This window comes from Candidatus Tisiphia endosymbiont of Neophilaenus lineatus, assembly GCF_964264975.1.
Lineage (GTDB): Bacteria > Pseudomonadota > Alphaproteobacteria > Rickettsiales > Rickettsiaceae > Tisiphia.
Genome location: NZ_OZ183649.1, coordinates 226,776 through 243,854, shown reverse-complemented (window position 1 = coordinate 243,854; position 17,079 = coordinate 226,776). Strand labels below are relative to the sequence as shown.

Below are 17,079 nucleotides of genomic sequence, written 5' to 3'. Positions count from 1 at the left end.
TTTCACTGATAAATAGGTACTCAAATAGCTAGGTTAATATTACCGCAAGGTTTTGAAGGTCATGATTTTATAAAAATGATGACACATGAGCCGCATGGTCGAAATCGTATACGTTTATTGGCGATGTATCACCTTCAATTAGGCAAATCTTTTAAAGCCATATCTGAAATAGTGAAGTCACACTGGAAAACCATGCAATCATCGCTCAGAAGATTTAGGCATCATGGTTTTGAAGGATTATTTGAATAACAAAGAAGCGGTGCCCCTAGGAAGATTAACACTATACAAGAATCTGCTCTTTTTGATAAAATCAATACGCTCAGTAAAAGTAAAACTGGTGGGTATATAACTGGAAAAGAGCTACATATCATGTTACTTGAGGAATATGGTGCTAAATGTGCTTTAAAAACAGTCTACAATACTATGCACCGCCTTGGTTTTAGCTGGATTACTTCTCGTTCAATGCATCCAAAATCAAATCAAGAGACTCAAAATAGATATAATACTAATTGCAATAATGAACACGGTGTTATAAAATGGGTTTTTAACTGATAAATAGGTACTCAAATAGCTAGGTTAATATTACCGCAAGGTTTTGAAGGTCATGATTTTATAAAAATGATGAAACATGAGCCGCATGGTCGAAATCGTATACGTTTATTGGCGATGTATCACCTTCAATTAGGCAAATCTTTTAAAGCCATATCTGAAATAGTGAAGTCACACTGGAAAACTGTGCAATCATGGCTCAGAAGATTTAGGCATCATGGTTTTGAAGGATTATTTGAATCATAAAGAAGCGGTGCCCCTAGGAAGATTAACAGTATACAAGAGTCTGCTATTTTTGATAAAATCAATACGCTCAGTGAAAGTAAAACTGGTGGGTATATAACTGGAAAGGAGCTACATATCATGTTATACCAATTGCAATAATTAACACCGTGTTAATTATTGCAATTAGTATAAAAAAACTTTCCAGACATGTTAACAAAATTATTAGCAAAAAATATCGATAGATGTAAAGTTGATATATGGTCTCAGGATGAAACTAGAGTTGGGCAACAAGGTAGCGTAACTCGTATATGGGCTAAGCGTGGCACTAGACCCCGTAAAGTTCGGCAACAGCAATTTATTTCAACATATATTTACGGAGCTGCTTGCCATGAGACAGGAGAAGCTTGTGCATTAATTTTACCATATGCAAACACACAGGCAATGAATAAATTCTTAGAAGAGCTTTCTCGCAGTATTCAAGGCAACCGACATATAGCTTTACTAACGGATAATGCAGGTTGGCACACAGCCAAAAAACTAACTGTGCCAAGCAATATCACTTTGATACCGCTTCCGCCCTATGCACCGGAACTTAATGCAATGGAACAAGTTTGGGAATGGATTAAAAATCATTTCTTGTCTAACCAATGTTATGGTGTATATGAAGATATCGTTACTATGGCTTGTTACGCTTGGAATCAACTTGCTCATAATGTAGATTTAGTAAAATCAATTATGTATAGAGATTGGATAAATACACCGTGTTAATTATTGCAATTGGTATAATGCCGTACAGTTTCCTAATGCTACTGATAATGCCTTACAGCCTTCCTTAACGTCTAATTTAAATTCTACCTTACGGTTGTTCACTGACGAGCAAGATGATCGACCAATATTAGGAGACGACAGCGAAGGCTCTAAAGAATAAACCACAAACCTAATACCAATTGCAATAATTAACGCAGTGGTCTAAGATGGGTTTTTAACTGATAAAAGGTACTCAAATGGCTAGGTTAATATTACCACAAGGTTTTCATGGTCATGATTTTATAAAAATGATGAAACATGAGCCGCATGGTCGAAATCGTATACGTTTATTGGCGATGTATCACCTTCAATTAGGCAAATCTTTTAAAGCCATATCTGAAATAGTGAAGTCACACTGGAAAACCGTGCAATCATGGCTCAGAAGATTTAGGAATCATGGTTTTGAAGGATTATTTGAATCACAAAGAAGCGGTGCCCCTAGGAAGATTAACACTATACAAGAATCTGCTCTTTTTGATAAAATCAATACGCTCAGTAAAAGTAAAACTGGTGGGTATATAACTGGAAAAGAGCTACATATCATGTTACTTGAGGAATATGGTGCTAAATGTGCTTTAAAAACAGTCTACAATACTATGCACCGCCTTGGTTTTAGCTGGATTACTTCTCGTTCAATGCATCCAAAATCAAATCAAGAGACTCAAAATAGATATAAAAAAACTTTCCAGACATGTTAACAAAATTATTACCAAAAAATATCGATAGATGTAAAGTTGATATATGGTCTCAGGATGAAACTAGAGTTGGGCAACAAGGTAGCTTAACTCGTATATGGGCTAAGCGTGGCACTAGACCCCGTAAAGTTCGGCAACAGCAATTTATTTCAACATATATTTACGGAGCTGCTTGCCATGAGACAGGAGAAGCTTGTGCATTAATTTTACCATATGCAAACACACAGGCAATGAATAAATTCTTAGAAGAGCTTTCTCGCAGTATTCAAGGCAACCGACATATAGCTTTACTAATGGATAATGCAGGTTGGCACACAGCCAAAAAACTAACTGTGCCAAGCAATATCACTTTGATACCGCTTCCGCCCTATGCACCGGAACTTAATGCAATGGAACAAGTTTGGGAATGGATTAAAAATCATTTCTTGTCTAACCAATGTTATGGTGTATATGAAGATATCGTTACTATGGCTTGTTACGCTTGGAATCAACTTGCTCATAATGTAGATTTAGTAAAATCAATTATGTATAGAGATTGGATAAATACACCGTGTTAATTATTACAATTGGTATAACACTTCAAGCTAGGGTAATTTTAAAGTCAGCCTGTAAGGCTAATAGCGTAGTACATTTTTTGTATAATCGTCATCGCGAGACACCTTTAGGTGTCGTGGCGATCTTGTGAAGTAAGAGTTGCTACTTCAAAATATTGCCACGTCGCCGCTTTCAGCGGCTCCTCGCAATGACGTATTTTTTAATAATTCTAAAAAACTTGATTATCGAGTATTAGGCATTTTCTTTTCAAATATTCTCTTTTAGCCAAATTAGAAACTTTTTAAACCAACTAGTATCATTATTATCATTCATATCAAAATTATTTTTTTGTATTTTTAAAGATTGATTTTTTACCATACCTATAGAAGTGGAGTATATATGGGGATTATAATCTTCAGCAAAACCTATTAAGACCTCTGGTTTACCAATTCGTACTTGTTTTTCAAAAATTTTGCTTGCCAGTTCTTTTACTCCTCGAAGCATTGCCCCACCGCCGGTAATAACAATGCGATAAGCGATCATATTGCCTGCAACAACTTTGTCATATTCTGCTTGAACCATCAATAATATTTCTTCTACTCTTGGATTAATGACAGATGCAAGATATTTTGAAGTAATTGTTGGTCTACCGCTATCAGGAATCTCCATTTCAGAATCTTCTAAAATAATAACACTATCTTTATCAAAAGAAGATGGCATAGCATTACCATGAAGAATTTTAAGTTTTTCTGCAACATCAAGGCTTACTGAAAAGACTTTTGCTATGTCAGATGTAATATGAAAGCTACCTATATCTATGTAGCTTGTATATAGTAATTTACCTGAGACGAATACACCAAATGAGGTAGTTCTAGCACCCATATCAATTATAATAGAACCAAGAGCTTTTTCATCTTCTGAAAGACAAGCAATTCCCGAAGCGTAAATTGCTAATATAATATTATTTATTTCAACATGACATTTTGCAAAACAATTGGTAATATTCATCAGCATATTAGAATTTGCTGTAATAATATGTAATTCACACCCTAATTCTTTGCCAAACATCCCAACTGGGTCTTCAATAGCATTATTATCGTCAAGAATAAATTCTATAGGAAAATAATGAATAATTTCTCGGTCTTTAAGCTTGAACTCCAATAAGGCTTTTTTGATAAGTTTTTTGATATCTTGCTGTGAAATTGGCTGATTAGAAAGTTTTATTTTATTATTTATGTAATAAGACTTAGTGCCATAGCCTGTTAGTGATATAGTTATTTTTTTTATGTTTTTACCGCAATCTTTTTCTAATGCATAAATCGCCCCGACTATGCTATTTTCTGCCTCTTTTAAATCTAATATGACTCCTGATTTAATGCCTTTTGAGTAATACAGATTTTGGCTTATTATTTTTGCTTCCTCTCTTTTGTCAATATATGCCGCAATGCAAGCTATTTTACTACTACCAAGGTCAAGAGTAACAAAGTTAGACAATTTGGCTTTCATAACTTTTAATATTTTTCCATGTAAACTTTACTCGAATCTCGTAAATCTACAATTTTATAGTTCTGATTAAATAATATATTTTTCATATCCAATCCTGCAAGATAATCTAAAGCATATTCAAACCTTAAGTCCGGCATTTTAACAGTAATACCTTGTTCTAGATTTAAATCCCAACGTCTTCCTCCATAACGTACAGAAGAGATAATTTTTTTAGCTAATTCAGGGTGTTTAGCTAAATCCTGAATTAATTTGCTAGTATAAATATTAGCATCTGATCCCACAACATGCAAAAGATTAGAGAAACTACCTATATTATTGGTAATTTTATATCCTTCTTGATCAATAAGAAAAACTTGCCCGTTAATCTGCCAAATAGCAATAGGCACTCTCTCAATTAATCTTATGTAAATAGTGTTAGGTAATCTTCTCTCGATAATTGCAACATTTTTAATCCAAGGATTGCGTTGCAAATTATTCTTTATTGCCTCCATATCTAGAGAAAGAATAGGTGTACCCTTATCAGCATTTAAAGTAGCCAATATATCTTCTGCCTTAGTATTATATTGTCCTTCTATTAAAACATTTTCAAGTTTAAATCCAATATCAGAAGTAAATTCGTAAGTATTTTGGATAATTTCTTGTCTTATAGGAGCAAAATAGCTAGTAAAGAAAAATGCAGACAGCAAAACCACTAGGGCAATTTTAATAAAACATACCACTCTAATATACAACACTGCCAACTTTCGTCGCAGCGGTATATTGGCTTTTTTCTTCTTACTAGACGCTTTATTCCTCTTCATGTGTCAATACATGCTGTTTCTAAAATTCTTTCAACTAGTGTACGGAAATCCATCCCCTGTAAGGCAGCTATTTCTGGTATAATCGATAAGGAAGTCATACCAGGATGGGTGTTAACTTCTAGAGTAAAAAATTCATTCTTGCTTTCATCAAAAATAAACTCCTCTCTAACTACACCTCTACAATTCATGGTTTGATATATTTTTTCCGACTCTTCTAATAATTTATTATACATATTCTGTGGTAGTGGAGCTGGACATAAATGCTCAGCAAATCCATCTGTGTATTTAGTCTTATAATCATAAAAACGCTGTTTCAGAAGTTTTATTTCCAATACCCCTAAAGCTTTGCCGTTTAAAACGGCTACCTGCATTTCTCTCCCCTTAATATATTCTTCAATCATTACCTGATCACCATAAGGAAAATCATAATCAGCAAAGTTAAAATCATCTTCAACAAATATTATTTCAACGCCTATGCTTGATCCTTGGGTGAGAGGTTTTATCACATATGGTCTTGGCATAGGGTCGTTGCTAATATTGTCAGATTTATTAATGACAATACTCTTGGCTATCTTAATATCATTAACAACAAACCATGCTTTTGCATGTGTTTTACTAAATGCTAAAGAAGAAGCAAGAACACCACTATGAGTATAAGGAATTCGTAGGATATTGAGTAATCCAGGCAAACAACCATCTTCACCATAAGTGCCATGTAAACAATTATAAACTATATCAGGCTTTATCTGCAACAATACTGAAGCAATATCTACTCCCATATCTATGCAAGTAACTTTATACCCACTATCTACCAACGCTTGGTTAACCCCCGAAGACGATACTAAAGAAACTTCTCGCTCAGCCGACATACCGCCACCTACTACTGCCACATGTTTTTTTCCTTTATCGCTTAATATTGTAACCTTAGAATTGGCAATAAAGCTTGTTTGATATTTATGCATATTTCCCTATTCGTTTAATCTCCCATTCTAAACTAATTCCACTATCTTCAAATACATTTTTTTTAACAAGAACACCTAGATCTTCTAAATCACGAGCAGAGCTATTACCATGGTTTATCATAAAATTACAATGTAGTTGTGACATAGAAGCCCCGCCAATTCTGTATCCCCTCATACCAGCTTTGTCAATTAATTGCCATGCTTTATGATTCTCTGGATTAGCAAATGTACTGCCGCTCGTCCGTTCTTTAATCGGCTGGGTTGCTAGTCTATTTTTATTTATTTCATTCATTTTTTCTAAGATCATATGACTATCTCCTATAGCTGTCTTAAAGATCGCCTTGGTTATAATCAACTCTTGTGGTAAATTATTACCACGATATTTAAAACCTATCTCCTCGTTAGGGATTAGGATAAAATTCCCTCTAGAATCTATTGCTTCAATTGCTATTATGATATCTTTAAACTCTGAACCATACGCCCCAGCGTTCATAACCACTCCACCACCTATAGTACCCGGTATACCGCTGAGAAACTCAAAGCCAGTAATTGAATGTACCTGACAAAATTTAGCAAGGTTAAAATTAAGGCAACTACTCCCTACCGATATTTGATTATTCGGCATTAATTCTATATTAGTAAAATTTTGACCAAGTTTTATTACAACTCCCTCTATACCACCATCTCTAATAATAATATTTGATCCAGCCCCTAAAACAGTTATTGGTCTCTGTTGTTGGTTTTGTGCTACAAAATCTGCTAAAGTCATTGAGTCTAATGGTTTAAAAAATATCTCCGCAGGTCCACCAACTTTAAACCAAGTTAGATGACTTAGATTGTAATTATTCCTATATTCACCAAGTAATTCCATAATTATAAAATATCTACTTAATAAATTTGTTAAAATAACGTCATCTACTCAGGTAGAACTTCAAGAATTGGCGTTGTCGTGTCTAAAGATCTCCGCTGCTCACGTACTAATATATGGACGGAGTCCATTGATGGGTTTGGACGGAGTCCATGCCATCATTGCGAGGAGCTACTTTAGTAGCGACAAAGCAATCCAAAAAATAACCAAAATGGATTGCTTCACTGGCTTATGCCTTCTCGCAATGACGTTCTCGCGTAAATTGCTGATGCACATTATTTACCCAAGTAGAAATACTTCCAGCACCCATCATAATTATTATATCATTTGGCATAGCCTCCTTGGCAATAATGCCAGCTATATCCTCGTGATTCTCAATAAATGATACCATTGCATGGGATTTAGTATTTTTGATTTTGTTTACTAAGTTTCTTCCCGTTATACCATCTATTGGCTGTTCACCGGCAGCATATATATCTGTAATATACAACTGGTCAGCGTCAGAAAAACAAGTTACAAAATCATCAAATAAATATTTAACTCTTGAATATCTATGTGGTTGAAAGATTGCTATAACCTTACTCTTTCGCTTATTAGCAATATTTCTTGCCGTAGCAAGTGTAGCTTTTACTTCCTCCGGATGGTGAGCATAGTCATCAATTATCGTAGCATTGTTATATTCTGCCACTTTAGTAAATCGGCGTTTTATCCCTTTAAAGCTATTAAATCCATTTTTAATAATTTTGATACCAAAATCAAGCTCCACAGCTATCGCGATAGCAGCAAGAGCATTAAGGATATTATGTCTTCCTGGGGTAGGTAAAGTGATTCTCTCGATAGTTGTTACGCCATTTACATTAGGTAAACTAATTCGCACATCAAAAGTTGACGATTCAATATCAGAATCTAAATTAAAGGCTTGTATGTTAGCATCATCCGAGTCTATTCCATAAGTTATGATTCTACGCTCAACTATGTCATTTACTAGTTTTCTAACAGCTTGATGATCAATACAAACAACTGCAAAACCATAAAATGGTAAATTAGTTATAAAACTTCTAAAAGCTTGAATTAAACTATCAAAATCATGGTAAAAATCTAGATGTTCAGAATCGATATTAGTTATTACAGCAACGGTTGCTGGTATGTGAATGAAAGTTGCGTCAGACTCATCGGCTTCGGCTATCAGATAATTCCCAGACCCAAGATAGGCATTAGTAGATTTACTATTAACAATACCACCATTAATTAAAGTTGGACAAAGCCCGGCAGCTTCAAATAAACAAGCAACTAGTGATGTTGTAGTAGTCTTTCCATGCGAACCAGAGATTGCTACAGAATATTTTAGCCTCATTAATTTAGCCAGCATCTCAGCACGCCTAATTATTGGTATCTTTCTATGTAAGGCTTCCTGAATTTCAGGATTATCTTTATTTATAGCTGATGATACCACTACATATGAAACATTAGTGACATTTTGTCCTTGATGACCTAGGAAAACCTTAATACCATTATTTTCTAGTCTTTTGGTATTATAATTTTCTGCTATATCAGACCCTTGCACTTTATATCCGAGATTATGTAGTATTTCGGCAATGCCACTCATACCGATTCCTCCGATACCTATAAAATGTATCGTATCAAGAGTTCCGTTTATTTTTTTTAGTTCTAATAAAAACATTTTAATAATAGTTATAGTTGTTTATCTCTTGCATAATCAGTTTTTAACCAAAGGTCAAGCTTTTAAGAAAAAATTTCGATTGATTTGAGTATATATTCCAAAATCTTGCAATTCATTGAGTATACTCACTAACAATAATCACAGGTCTCTGTGATCAAACCCATTAACTGATCTATTTCAGGTTTTATTTGCGATTCCCAAGTTTTAGCAAATGTACAATCCATAGGATCAATAAGCAATACTGTTGTTCTTGCTATCAATTCGTGATCTGCTACAATAATTTCATAAGTCGCTCTCATTTTATTAGAATAATGATTGTACTCATCTACAGTCATTTTTGACTCCCAACTTTTACTATTACTACATTTAGCCATTATTTGTGATCTACTAAAAGAATTAACACAAATAAATATTATATCAGGAAATTGTACGGTCTTATGAGTAGTTTGTACCTGATCTGTATAATGTTTTTTTACCATCTCCCAACTAAATCCTTGATCTTGACAAACAGCCCCTTGGTATCCCACTACTTCTAGAAACCCTCCTTTACAAAATATGTACTGATTATTTTTTAAAGCAGTACTAATTAGGTTATCATAGATATTACAGCTTGCACTTATATATAATGATCCACTTACTGTATTGTTAATTTTATCTTCTACTCTATCAAATTGAACAATTTTCTCTCCAAACTCAGTACTTTTGGGATCATCTACAATCGAGATAAGTTCTGGTGCAACCTTTCTTTCTTGTATCATACTAATTGCAATAATTAACACGGTGTATTTATCCAATCTCTATACATAATTGATTTTACTAAATCTACAGGCACCGTCAAGTTAAGAGAAATGTAAATTAAGTATTGAGCAAATGTAGGGAATCATTTATAGATTATCAGTAACAATTGTTACCTAAATTTCAGTGCTATGTGTATTATTCAATCCCCAAAGAGACATCGTTTTCCAGTAATCATTATTAGCCATGCAGTATGGTTATATCATCGATTCAATAATAGTTATACCAATTGCAATAATTAACGCAGTGGTCTAAGATGGGTTTTTAACTGATAAATAGGTACTCAAATAGCTAGGTTAATATTACCGCAAGGTTTTGAAGGTCATGATTTTATAAAAATGATGAAACATGAGCCGCATGGTCGAAATCGTATACGTTTATTGGCGATGTATCACCTTCAATTAGGCAAATCTTTTAAAGCCATATCTGAAATAGTGAAGTCACACTGGAAAACCATGCAATCATCGCTCAGAAGATTTAGGCATCATGGTTTTGAAGGATTATTTGAATAACAAAGAAGCGGTGCCCCTAGGAAGATTAACACTATACAAGAATCTGCTCTTTTTGATAAAATCAATACGCTCAGTAAAAGTAAAACTGGTGGGTATATAACTGGAAAAGAGCTACATATCATGTTACTTGAGGAATATGGTGCTAAATGTGCTTTCAAAACAGTCTACAATACTATGCACCGCCTTGGTTTTAGCTGGATTACTTCTCGTTCAATGCATCCAAAATCAAATCAAGAGACTCAAAATAGATATAAAAAAACTTTCCAGACATGTTAACAAAATTATTAGCAAAAAATATCGATAGATGTAAAGTTGATATATGGTCTCAGGATGAAACTAGAGTGGGGCAACAAGGTAGCTTAACTCGTATATGGGCTAAGCGTGGCACTAGACCCCGTAAAGTTCGGCAACAGCAATTTATTTCAACATATATTTACGGAGCTGCTTGCCATGAGACAGGAGAAGCTTGTGCATTAATTTTACCATATGCAAACACACAGGCAATGAATAAATTCTTAGAAGAGCTTTCTCGCAGTATTCAAGGCAACCGACATATAGCTTTACTAACGGATAATGCAGGTTGGCACACAGCCAAAAAACTAACTGTGCCAAGCAATATCACTTTGATACCGCTTCCGCCCTATGCACCGGAACTTAATGCAATGGAACAAGTTTGGGAATGGATTAAAAATCATTTCTTGTCTAACCAATGTTATGGTGTATATGAAGATATCGTTACTATGGCTTGTTACGCTTGGAATCAACTTGCTCATAATGTAGATTTAGTAAAATCAATTATGTATAGAGATTGGATAAATACACCGTGTTAATTATTGCAATTGGTATTATACCTCCTTTATATATATATTTTATTATAATAACATATTATAACTAAACACTAATTACCTTAGATAAATTTTTACAATTAATATAAGAATTCCACGATAAGAATAAAAAAAGTTGACAACTCTACATGATGATTCAATTACCCGGTGCTTTACAAAAAGGTCAAGTATGCGTATATATGTTCTTCTAGTAAAAGTTAATTGCTATAATTTAATAATTTTGTAATATTTATCTTATATTCATTAACATTTATTAGATTATATCTTTAATTAATACTAATGAGCATAAATTTATGACTGATAGTCTTCCATCTAATAGCTACTTTAGTAAATCAGCAAAAGTAGAGGATGATACTCTTGTTGTTAATCCTACTGTTAATCTTGATACAGTTTCTGATGATTCCGTTTCTCCCCCACCCTTCTCCTTGCCCTACCCTGTTGCTAACTCAACGTTTTATACTTCCCTTGTCGATTTACAGGGAGACACGAACAACCATAATAACGACCACAATTAGGGAATATAAAATTATAGAAACCCATTATACCAATTGCAATAATTAACACGGTGTTATAAAATGGGTTTTTAACTGATAAATAGGTACTCAAATAGCTAGGTTAATATTACCGCAAGGTTTTGAAGGTCATGATTTTATAAAAATGATGAAACATGAGCCGCATGGTCGAAATCGTATACGTTTATTGGCGATGTATCACCTTCAATTAGGCAAATTTTTTAAAGCCATATCTGATACCAATTGCAATAATTAACGCAGTGGTCTAAGATGGGTTTTTAACTGATAAAAGGTACTCAAATGGCTAAGTTAATATTACCACAAGGTTTTCATGGTCATGATTTTATAAAAATGATGAAACATGAGCCGCATGGTCGAAATCGTATACGTTTATTGGCGATGTATCACCTTCAATTAGGCAAATCTTTTAAAGCCATATCTGAAATAGTGAAGTCACACTGGAAAACTGTGCAATCATCGCTCAGAAGATTTAGGAATCATGGTTTTGAAGGATTATTTGAATCACAAAGAAGCGGTGCCCCTAGGAAGATTAACACTATACAAGAATCTGCTCTTTTTGATAAAATCAATACGCTCAGTAAAAGTAAAACTGGTGGGTATATAACTGGAAAAGAGCTACATATCATGTTACTTGAGGAATATGGTGCTAAATGTGCTTTAAAAACAGTCTACAAGGCACCGTCAAGTTAAGAGAAATGTAAATTAAGTATTGAGCAAATGTAGGGAATAATTTATAGATTATCAGTAACAATTGTTACCTAAATTTCAGTGCTATGTGTATGGCACCGTCAAGTTAAGTAAAATAGTATCAAAAAGAGCTATATTTTTAGATTTCAGGCAGCAAGAAGTCTTTGAGTGGCTTCGTCCCAAATGGATTTAGCTGATGCAAATGCAATTCTTTGCTCAATTGCTGTTTTACTATATCTTCCAACATTTACGGCAAATATATTTCTGACTTTTCCCATCAGTGATAATTTACAGTGGGCTGAATTAGGATGCTTAAATTTAATTAATATCTTCTCGTTGCGCCTAGTTGGTTGATGAGCATTCTCAACACGATTATTTAGTCTTTTATGAGTGCGATGCTCATTTAGGGCACATAAGCTTAATCGGCTTAATGTAACTTCTGAGCTTATCAGTAACAATTACTCTTGGAGCTGGATAATGACCCAATAATTTTGATAAAAAACGAATAGCTGATTTTTTATTACGACGCTTCTGCAGTAATACTTCTAATTCATGCCCCTCAGAGTCAACAGCTCTCCATAATATCAATACCTCGACTTGAATCTTAATATTCATCTCATCTAAATGCCATTTATCAGTTGGTTTCCTCTCTCGCTTTCTGATAACATCTTGAAAATAAACCGCAAATTTATTGCACCAAAATCTTACTGTCTCATGACTTAAAATAATACCTCGATAGGCCATCTGTTCTTGTACATCTCTGTAACTATTATTGAATCGATGATATAACCATACTGCATGGCTAATAATGCTTACTGGAAAACGATGTCTCTTTGGGGATTGAATAATACACATAGCACTGAAATTTAGGTAACAATTGTCACTGATAATCTATAAATTATTCCCTACATTTGCTCAATACTTAATTTACATTTCTCTTAACTTGACGGTGCCTTGTAGACTGTTTTTAAAGCACATTTAGCACCATATTCCTCAACTAACATGATATGTAGCTCCTTTCCAGTTATATACCCACCAGTTTTACTTTCACTGAGCGTATTGATTTTATCAAAAATAGCAGACTCTTGTATACTGTTAATCTTCCTAGGGGCACCGCTTCTTTGTGATTCAAATAATCCTTCAAAACCATGATTCCTAAATCTTCTGAGCGATGATTGCACAGTTTTCCAGTGTGACTTCACTATTTCAGATATGGCTTTAAAAGATTTGCCTAATTGAAGGTGATACATCGCCAATACACGTATACGATTTCGACCATGCGGCTCATGTTTCATCATTTTTATAAAATCATGACCTTCAAAACCTTGCGGTAATATTAACCTAGCTATTTGAGTACCTATTTATCAGTTAAAAACCCATTTTATAACACCGTGTTCATTATTGCAATTAGTATAATTTACATTTCTCTTAACTTGACGGTGCCATTAAGGACGATAAACAGTTGAACAACCGTTATTTTACTCTTGACTATTTTCCAGCTTACTTTATTATGACCAACAGTTTATTTTATAAATAATACAAAAAGGTCTGATAGTTGTGGCTAAAAAAAATAAGAATGTTTTGGTAAGACTTGTTAGTACAGCTGGTACAGGGTATTTTTTGGTAAAGAAACGCAACCCTAAAACTCAAACTGAGAAGTTATCATTTAAGAAGTATGATCCTGTAGTCAGGAAGCATGTTCCTTTTAAAGAAGAAAAGATTAAATAGTGAAATAGAGGTATATGGCAACAAAAATTCGTTTGGCAAGAGGTGGGGCAAAGAAGCGTCCTCATTATAGAGTAGTTGTAGCTAATGCAACAGCTCCTAGGGATGGTGATTTTTTGGAGAAAGTAGGTACTTATGACCCAATGCTTGTCAGAGGTGATGCAAATCGTGTGGTTCTAAAATCTGATCGTATAGAATATTGGTTAAGTACGGGGGCTCAGCCTACAGATCGTGTTGCTAGGTTTATTGAGGAAGCCGGTATATTACTTCCGGCATCAATCAAAAAGAAAATGGAAGTTAAAATTAAGAATCGTAAAATAAAACCTCCTAAGAAAGAGTCAAAAAAAGCTTAAGGTGGATTCCCCCCTCTGAGGGGGATGTCATTCGAGCTGCGGCAGGAATCTAAAACACCCAAATCGATGTCATTTTCGTGTAGGCGGGAATCCATAATGTCTAATAACCTTTGTAGGCTATTTTTTGGATTTCAGCTTTTGCGAAGATGACAACAACCTTAATAGGTGCTTGACTTTAGAACTTTTTCTTATTTGCCGGATTAGCTCAGTGGTAGAGCAACCGCCTTGTAAGCGGTAGGTCGTCAGTTCAAATCCGACATCCGGCACCAGCTATTTAATAATTATGTTTACAATACATAAGACAATTCCTTATAGATTTATTAGTTACTTAAAGCTCTATAAATTAGATCTAGCAATTGTTATGTTGGCCTTATTATGTGTGTCAATTTCGTTGCTAGCAATAGGTAGTAGTTTTAGACAGTTAATTGATAATGGTTTAAATACACATTATCTGCAGTCAATTGATCAATCGATATTATATATTACTATTTTAATAGTAATTTTTAGTATAGGTAGTTTTTTCCGTTCTTATTTCATTAATAATATTGCTGAAAAAATTGTGAGTACAATTAGGCAAGAAGCTTACAGTAATATAATTAATTTTGATATTGCTTGTTTTGAAGAGGTAAAAATTGGTGATATCATCTCCCGCCTGACTATAGATATAGAACTTATCTCCAAGTTGATTATCAATTTTCTCTCTTTCTTTGTTCGTAACTCAATAATGCTAATTGGTGGAATTATATTGATGTTCTTTCAGAGCCCTAAACTCGCTGTGATTGTCATTACCATTATACCATTATTATTGTTACCACTAATGAAATTTGGTAAATATGTAAGAAATTTATCAAAAAATGCTCTCAAGTCGCAAGCCAATATTGCAGCTAATTTAGAAGAAACTGTATCAAATATTTGCACGATACAAGCTTTTAATCAGCAGGCAAATAAAATATCTGATTTCAATAGGCAAATTTCTGATTATTTAAAGCATACAGCAGATCGCTTGAAAATCCGTTCTATATTTTTCGCGATAGCTATTTCAGTTATACTATTCTCTATCACTATAGTGATATGGGTAGGTAGCAGAGATATAATACATGGCGATTTATCATCAGGTCAGATGATATCATTTATTTATTACGCTATAATCGCCGGTATGAGCAGCGGGGGTATTTTTGAGCTTCTAAGTGAGGTGCATTCATCTCTTGTAGCTTCAGAAAGGGTTTTTGCTCTTATAGATTATTCTTCCAAAAATAATCAACACACCAATATCCAAATATGTGATTATCAAGATAATAAGACTTCTAGGATTATAGAGTTTGAAAATGTAAGCTTTATATATCCATCAAGATTAGATAGTTTAGTTATAGATGATCTGTCATTTAAAATAGATAGAGGTAAATTTATTGGTATAGTTGGCAGATCAGGTGCTGGTAAAAGTACCATGATGCAGTTAATGTTAAAATTTTATTTTCCTAAAAAAGGAATTATTAGAATTGCCAAGCAAGATATATCAGAGACTAATGACCAGCAGATAAGGCGTATGATTGCCTATGTCCCACAGGATTCAAGTATTTTCTCTGGTACGATTAGGTCAAATATCGTTTTTGCTAAACCAGATGCTAGTGAAGAAGAAATAATAAAAGCAGCTAATTATACCGGAATAATGGATTTTGTTCAAAATCTTCAAGAAGGACTAGATACCGAAATTGGTGAGAAGGGCATTAAATTATCTGGAGGACAGAAACAACGAATAGCTATTAGTAGGGCAATTCTATATAACCCAGAAATTTTACTTCTAGATGAAGCAATGAGTGCTTTAGATAGCGAGAGTGAACAAAAATTACTAGATAGATTACAAAAAATAATGAAAGACAAAACTATATTATCTATCGCTCATCGTATTTCAAGTATAGAGCAGGCTGACGAAATTTTGGTAATTGATCATGGACGGTTAATTGCAAGGGATACTCACGCTAAACTGCTTGAGAAATGTGAAATTTATAAAATAATTTGCACAGAACAGTCAATAAACTTGTAAAAATATGAATAGAGAGTTCGTTAAAACTGGCTAGAATAATTTAAGTGGCACCGTCAAGTTAAGTAAAATAGTATCAAAAAGAGCTATATTTTTAGATTTCAGGCAGCAAGAAGTCTTTGAGTGGCTTCGTCCCAAATGGATTTAGCTGATGCAAATGCAATTCTTTGCTCAATTGCTGTTTTACTATATCTTCCAACATTTACGGCAAATATATTTCTGACTTTTCCCATCAGTGATAATTTACAGTGGGCTGAATTAGGATGCTTAAATTTAATTAATATCTTCTCGTTGCGCCTAGTTGGTTGATGAGCATTCTCAACACGATTATTTAGTCTTTTATGAGTGCGATGCTCAGTTTTAGGGCACATAAGCTTAATCGGCTTAATGTAACTTCTGAGCTTATCAGTAACAATTACTCTTGGAGCTGGATAATGACCCAATAATTTTGATAAAAAACGAATAGCTGATTTTTTGTTACGACGCTTCTGCAGTAATACTTCTAATTCATGCCCCTCAGAGTCAACAGCTCTCCATAATATCAATACCTCGCCTTTAATCTTAATATTCATCTCATCTAAATGCCATTTATCAGTTGGTTTCCTCTCTCGCTTTCTGATAACATCTTGAAAATAAACCGCAAATTTATTGCACCAAAATCTTACTGTCTCATGACTTAAAATAATACCTCGATAGGCCATCTGTTCTTGTACATCTCTGTAACTATTATTGAATCGATGATATAACCATACTGCATGGCTAATAATGATTACTGGAAAACGATGTCTCTTTGGGGATTGAATAATACACATAGCACTGAAATTTAGGTAACAATTGTTACTGATAATCTATAAATTATTCCCTACATTTGCTCAATACTTAATTTATATTTCTCTTAACTTGACGGTGCCCTTTTTGATACTATTTTACTTAACTGACGGTGCCGCGGATATCTTTAGACACG

The 17,079-nt window shown here is 33.9% G+C and carries 23 protein-coding genes and 1 tRNA gene; 14 read left to right on the top strand and 10 right to left on the bottom strand.

From position 1 onward, the window contains the following. Positions 1–75 precede the first annotated feature (75 nt). From ACFE3K_RS01470 to ACFE3K_RS01445, 6 genes are all read left to right on the top strand, one after another. Positions 76–249 (top strand): hypothetical protein, encoded by a 174-nt coding sequence (locus ACFE3K_RS01470; protein WP_375359072.1) that lies wholly within the window; start codon positions 76–78, stop codon positions 247–249. 24 nt (positions 250–273) lie between these two features. Next, positions 274–552, top strand: coding sequence for a helix-turn-helix domain-containing protein (locus ACFE3K_RS01465; protein WP_375359446.1), 279 nt, complete (start codon positions 274–276; stop codon positions 550–552). A gap of 66 nt (positions 553–618) precedes the next feature. Next, a complete protein-coding gene (locus ACFE3K_RS01460) occupies positions 619–795 on the top strand; it encodes a helix-turn-helix domain-containing protein (RefSeq protein WP_375359071.1) in 177 nt (58 codons plus the stop codon). A gap of 186 nt (positions 796–981) precedes the next feature. Further along, a complete protein-coding gene (locus ACFE3K_RS01455; protein WP_375358983.1) occupies positions 982–1,542 on the top strand; it encodes an IS630 family transposase in 561 nt (186 codons plus the stop codon). A gap of 236 nt (positions 1,543–1,778) precedes the next feature. Then, the gene (locus ACFE3K_RS01450) at positions 1,779–2,279 is read left to right on the top strand and encodes a helix-turn-helix domain-containing protein (RefSeq protein ID WP_375358453.1); all 501 of its coding nucleotides are present in this window, start codon (positions 1,779–1,781) and stop codon (positions 2,277–2,279) included. Next, the gene (locus ACFE3K_RS01445; RefSeq protein WP_375358611.1) at positions 2,273–2,833 is read left to right on the top strand and encodes an IS630 family transposase; all 561 of its coding nucleotides are present in this window, start codon (positions 2,273–2,275) and stop codon (positions 2,831–2,833) included. The genes ACFE3K_RS01450 and ACFE3K_RS01445 overlap by 7 nt, the downstream gene beginning before the upstream one ends. A gap of 244 nt (positions 2,834–3,077) precedes the next feature. Here the strand turns inward: ACFE3K_RS01445 and ftsA are convergent, their stop codons facing one another. From ftsA to ACFE3K_RS01415, 6 genes are all read right to left on the bottom strand, one after another. Then, entirely contained in the window at positions 3,078–4,316 is a 1,239-nt protein-coding gene (gene ftsA / locus ACFE3K_RS01440) for a cell division protein FtsA (protein ID WP_375359070.1), read from the bottom strand. Positions 4,317–4,321: 5 nt separating this feature from the next. Beyond that, positions 4,322–5,116, bottom strand: a complete 795-nt coding sequence (locus tag ACFE3K_RS01435; protein WP_375359069.1) for a cell division protein FtsQ/DivIB — start codon at positions 5,114–5,116, stop codon at positions 4,322–4,324. Then, positions 5,113–6,078 carry a D-alanine--D-alanine ligase gene (locus ACFE3K_RS01430; protein WP_375359068.1) on the bottom strand — a complete coding sequence of 322 codons (966 nt, stop codon included), beginning with the start codon at positions 6,076–6,078 and terminating at the stop codon, positions 5,113–5,115. Before ACFE3K_RS01430 ends, ACFE3K_RS01435 begins: the two co-directional genes overlap by 4 nt. Further along, complete coding sequence (gene murB, locus ACFE3K_RS01425) at positions 6,071–6,949, bottom strand: UDP-N-acetylmuramate dehydrogenase (RefSeq protein ID WP_375359067.1); 879 nt, start codon at positions 6,947–6,949, stop codon at positions 6,071–6,073. The genes ACFE3K_RS01430 and murB overlap by 8 nt, the downstream gene beginning before the upstream one ends. A 226-nt stretch (positions 6,950–7,175) precedes the next feature. Further along, the gene (gene murC / locus ACFE3K_RS01420) at positions 7,176–8,627 is read right to left on the bottom strand and encodes a UDP-N-acetylmuramate--L-alanine ligase (RefSeq protein ID WP_375359066.1); all 1,452 of its coding nucleotides are present in this window, start codon (positions 8,625–8,627) and stop codon (positions 7,176–7,178) included. A 128-nt stretch (positions 8,628–8,755) separates the two neighbouring features. Then, positions 8,756–9,406, bottom strand: a complete 651-nt coding sequence (locus tag ACFE3K_RS01415; protein WP_375359065.1) for a hypothetical protein — start codon at positions 9,404–9,406, stop codon at positions 8,756–8,758. Positions 9,407–9,760: 354 nt separating this feature from the next. On the opposite strand from ACFE3K_RS01415, the gene ACFE3K_RS01410 reads away from it, so the two are divergent. From ACFE3K_RS01410 to ACFE3K_RS01395, 4 genes are all read left to right on the top strand, one after another. Further along, positions 9,761–9,934 (top strand): hypothetical protein, encoded by a 174-nt coding sequence (locus ACFE3K_RS01410; RefSeq protein ID WP_375358833.1) that lies wholly within the window; start codon positions 9,761–9,763, stop codon positions 9,932–9,934. Positions 9,935–9,958: 24 nt separating this feature from the next. Beyond that, positions 9,959–10,210 carry a helix-turn-helix domain-containing protein gene (locus ACFE3K_RS01405; RefSeq protein ID WP_375359445.1) on the top strand — a complete coding sequence of 84 codons (252 nt, stop codon included), beginning with the start codon at positions 9,959–9,961 and terminating at the stop codon, positions 10,208–10,210. Further along, positions 10,204–10,764 (top strand): IS630 family transposase, encoded by a 561-nt coding sequence (locus ACFE3K_RS01400; RefSeq protein WP_375358342.1) that lies wholly within the window; start codon positions 10,204–10,206, stop codon positions 10,762–10,764. Before ACFE3K_RS01405 ends, ACFE3K_RS01400 begins: the two co-directional genes overlap by 7 nt. A gap of 827 nt (positions 10,765–11,591) precedes the next feature. Then, positions 11,592–12,002: a helix-turn-helix domain-containing protein gene (locus ACFE3K_RS01395; protein ID WP_375359064.1), complete on the top strand. Its 411-nt coding sequence runs from the start codon at positions 11,592–11,594 to the stop codon at positions 12,000–12,002. Between the two features lie 143 nt (positions 12,003–12,145). Here the strand turns inward: ACFE3K_RS01395 and ACFE3K_RS01390 are convergent, their stop codons facing one another. The 3 genes from ACFE3K_RS01390 to ACFE3K_RS01380 all read right to left on the bottom strand — a co-directional run bounded on the left by ACFE3K_RS01390 (position 12,146) and on the right by ACFE3K_RS01380 (position 13,297). Next, positions 12,146–12,457: a hypothetical protein gene (locus ACFE3K_RS01390; RefSeq protein WP_375359049.1), complete on the bottom strand. Its 312-nt coding sequence runs from the start codon at positions 12,455–12,457 to the stop codon at positions 12,146–12,148. Then, complete coding sequence (locus ACFE3K_RS01385; protein ID WP_375359063.1) at positions 12,399–12,854, bottom strand: IS6 family transposase; 456 nt, start codon at positions 12,852–12,854, stop codon at positions 12,399–12,401. Before ACFE3K_RS01385 ends, ACFE3K_RS01390 begins: the two co-directional genes overlap by 59 nt. Positions 12,855–12,937: 83 nt before the next feature. After that, positions 12,938–13,297 carry a helix-turn-helix domain-containing protein gene (locus ACFE3K_RS01380; protein WP_375359062.1) on the bottom strand — a complete coding sequence of 120 codons (360 nt, stop codon included), beginning with the start codon at positions 13,295–13,297 and terminating at the stop codon, positions 12,938–12,940. Positions 13,298–13,556: 259 nt separating this feature from the next. Here ACFE3K_RS01380 and rpmG point away from each other — a divergent pair, with 259 nt between their 5' ends. From rpmG to ACFE3K_RS01360, 4 genes are all read left to right on the top strand, one after another. Beyond that, positions 13,557–13,727, top strand: coding sequence for a 50S ribosomal protein L33 (gene rpmG / locus ACFE3K_RS01375; protein ID WP_341747615.1), 171 nt, complete (start codon positions 13,557–13,559; stop codon positions 13,725–13,727). A gap of 14 nt (positions 13,728–13,741) precedes the next feature. Beyond that, positions 13,742–14,077 carry a 30S ribosomal protein S16 gene (rpsP, locus tag ACFE3K_RS01370; RefSeq protein ID WP_341747616.1) on the top strand — a complete coding sequence of 112 codons (336 nt, stop codon included), beginning with the start codon at positions 13,742–13,744 and terminating at the stop codon, positions 14,075–14,077. Between the two features lie 194 nt (positions 14,078–14,271). Further along, positions 14,272–14,346: transfer RNA gene (locus ACFE3K_RS01365), tRNA-Thr, on the top strand. A 23-nt stretch (positions 14,347–14,369) separates the two neighbouring features. Beyond that, positions 14,370–16,118 (top strand): ABC transporter ATP-binding protein, encoded by a 1,749-nt coding sequence (locus tag ACFE3K_RS01360; protein WP_375359444.1) that lies wholly within the window; start codon positions 14,370–14,372, stop codon positions 16,116–16,118. Between the two features lie 98 nt (positions 16,119–16,216). On the opposite strand, the gene ACFE3K_RS01355 is transcribed toward ACFE3K_RS01360, so the two are convergent. Continuing rightward, positions 16,217–16,927, bottom strand: coding sequence for an IS6 family transposase (locus ACFE3K_RS01355; RefSeq protein ID WP_375358505.1), 711 nt, complete (start codon positions 16,925–16,927; stop codon positions 16,217–16,219). Between the last annotated feature and the right edge of the window lie 152 nt (positions 16,928–17,079).

Excerpts from the sequence above, each read along its gene's own strand:
- ACFE3K_RS01470 (WP_375359072.1), top strand. The coding sequence starts at position 76 with ATGATGACACATGAGCCGCATGGTCGAAATCGTATACGTTTATTGGCG.
- ACFE3K_RS01460 (WP_375359071.1), top strand. The coding sequence starts at position 619 with ATGATGAAACATGAGCCGCATGGTCGAAATCGTATACGTTTATTGGCG.
- ACFE3K_RS01455 (WP_375358983.1), top strand. The coding sequence starts at position 982 with ATGTTAACAAAATTATTAGCAAAAAATATCGATAGATGTAAAGTTGAT.
- ACFE3K_RS01450 (WP_375358453.1), top strand. The coding sequence starts at position 1,779 with ATGGCTAGGTTAATATTACCACAAGGTTTTCATGGTCATGATTTTATA.
- ACFE3K_RS01445 (WP_375358611.1), top strand. The coding sequence starts at position 2,273 with ATGTTAACAAAATTATTACCAAAAAATATCGATAGATGTAAAGTTGAT.
- ftsA (WP_375359070.1), bottom strand. The coding sequence starts at position 4,316 with ATGAAAGCCAAATTGTCTAACTTTGTTACTCTTGACCTTGGTAGTAGT.
- ACFE3K_RS01435 (WP_375359069.1), bottom strand. The coding sequence starts at position 5,116 with ATGAAGAGGAATAAAGCGTCTAGTAAGAAGAAAAAAGCCAATATACCG.
- ACFE3K_RS01430 (WP_375359068.1), bottom strand. The coding sequence starts at position 6,078 with ATGCATAAATATCAAACAAGCTTTATTGCCAATTCTAAGGTTACAATA.
- murB (WP_375359067.1), bottom strand. The coding sequence starts at position 6,949 with ATGGAATTACTTGGTGAATATAGGAATAATTACAATCTAAGTCATCTA.
- murC (WP_375359066.1), bottom strand. The coding sequence starts at position 8,627 with ATGTTTTTATTAGAACTAAAAAAAATAAACGGAACTCTTGATACGATA.
- ACFE3K_RS01410 (WP_375358833.1), top strand. The coding sequence starts at position 9,761 with ATGATGAAACATGAGCCGCATGGTCGAAATCGTATACGTTTATTGGCG.
- ACFE3K_RS01400 (WP_375358342.1), top strand. The coding sequence starts at position 10,204 with ATGTTAACAAAATTATTAGCAAAAAATATCGATAGATGTAAAGTTGAT.
- ACFE3K_RS01395 (WP_375359064.1), top strand. The coding sequence starts at position 11,592 with ATGGCTAAGTTAATATTACCACAAGGTTTTCATGGTCATGATTTTATA.
- ACFE3K_RS01385 (WP_375359063.1), bottom strand. The coding sequence starts at position 12,854 with ATGTGTATTATTCAATCCCCAAAGAGACATCGTTTTCCAGTAAGCATT.
- ACFE3K_RS01380 (WP_375359062.1), bottom strand. The coding sequence starts at position 13,297 with ATGATGAAACATGAGCCGCATGGTCGAAATCGTATACGTGTATTGGCG.
- rpsP (WP_341747616.1), top strand. The coding sequence starts at position 13,742 with ATGGCAACAAAAATTCGTTTGGCAAGAGGTGGGGCAAAGAAGCGTCCT.
- ACFE3K_RS01355 (WP_375358505.1), bottom strand. The coding sequence starts at position 16,927 with ATGTGTATTATTCAATCCCCAAAGAGACATCGTTTTCCAGTAATCATT.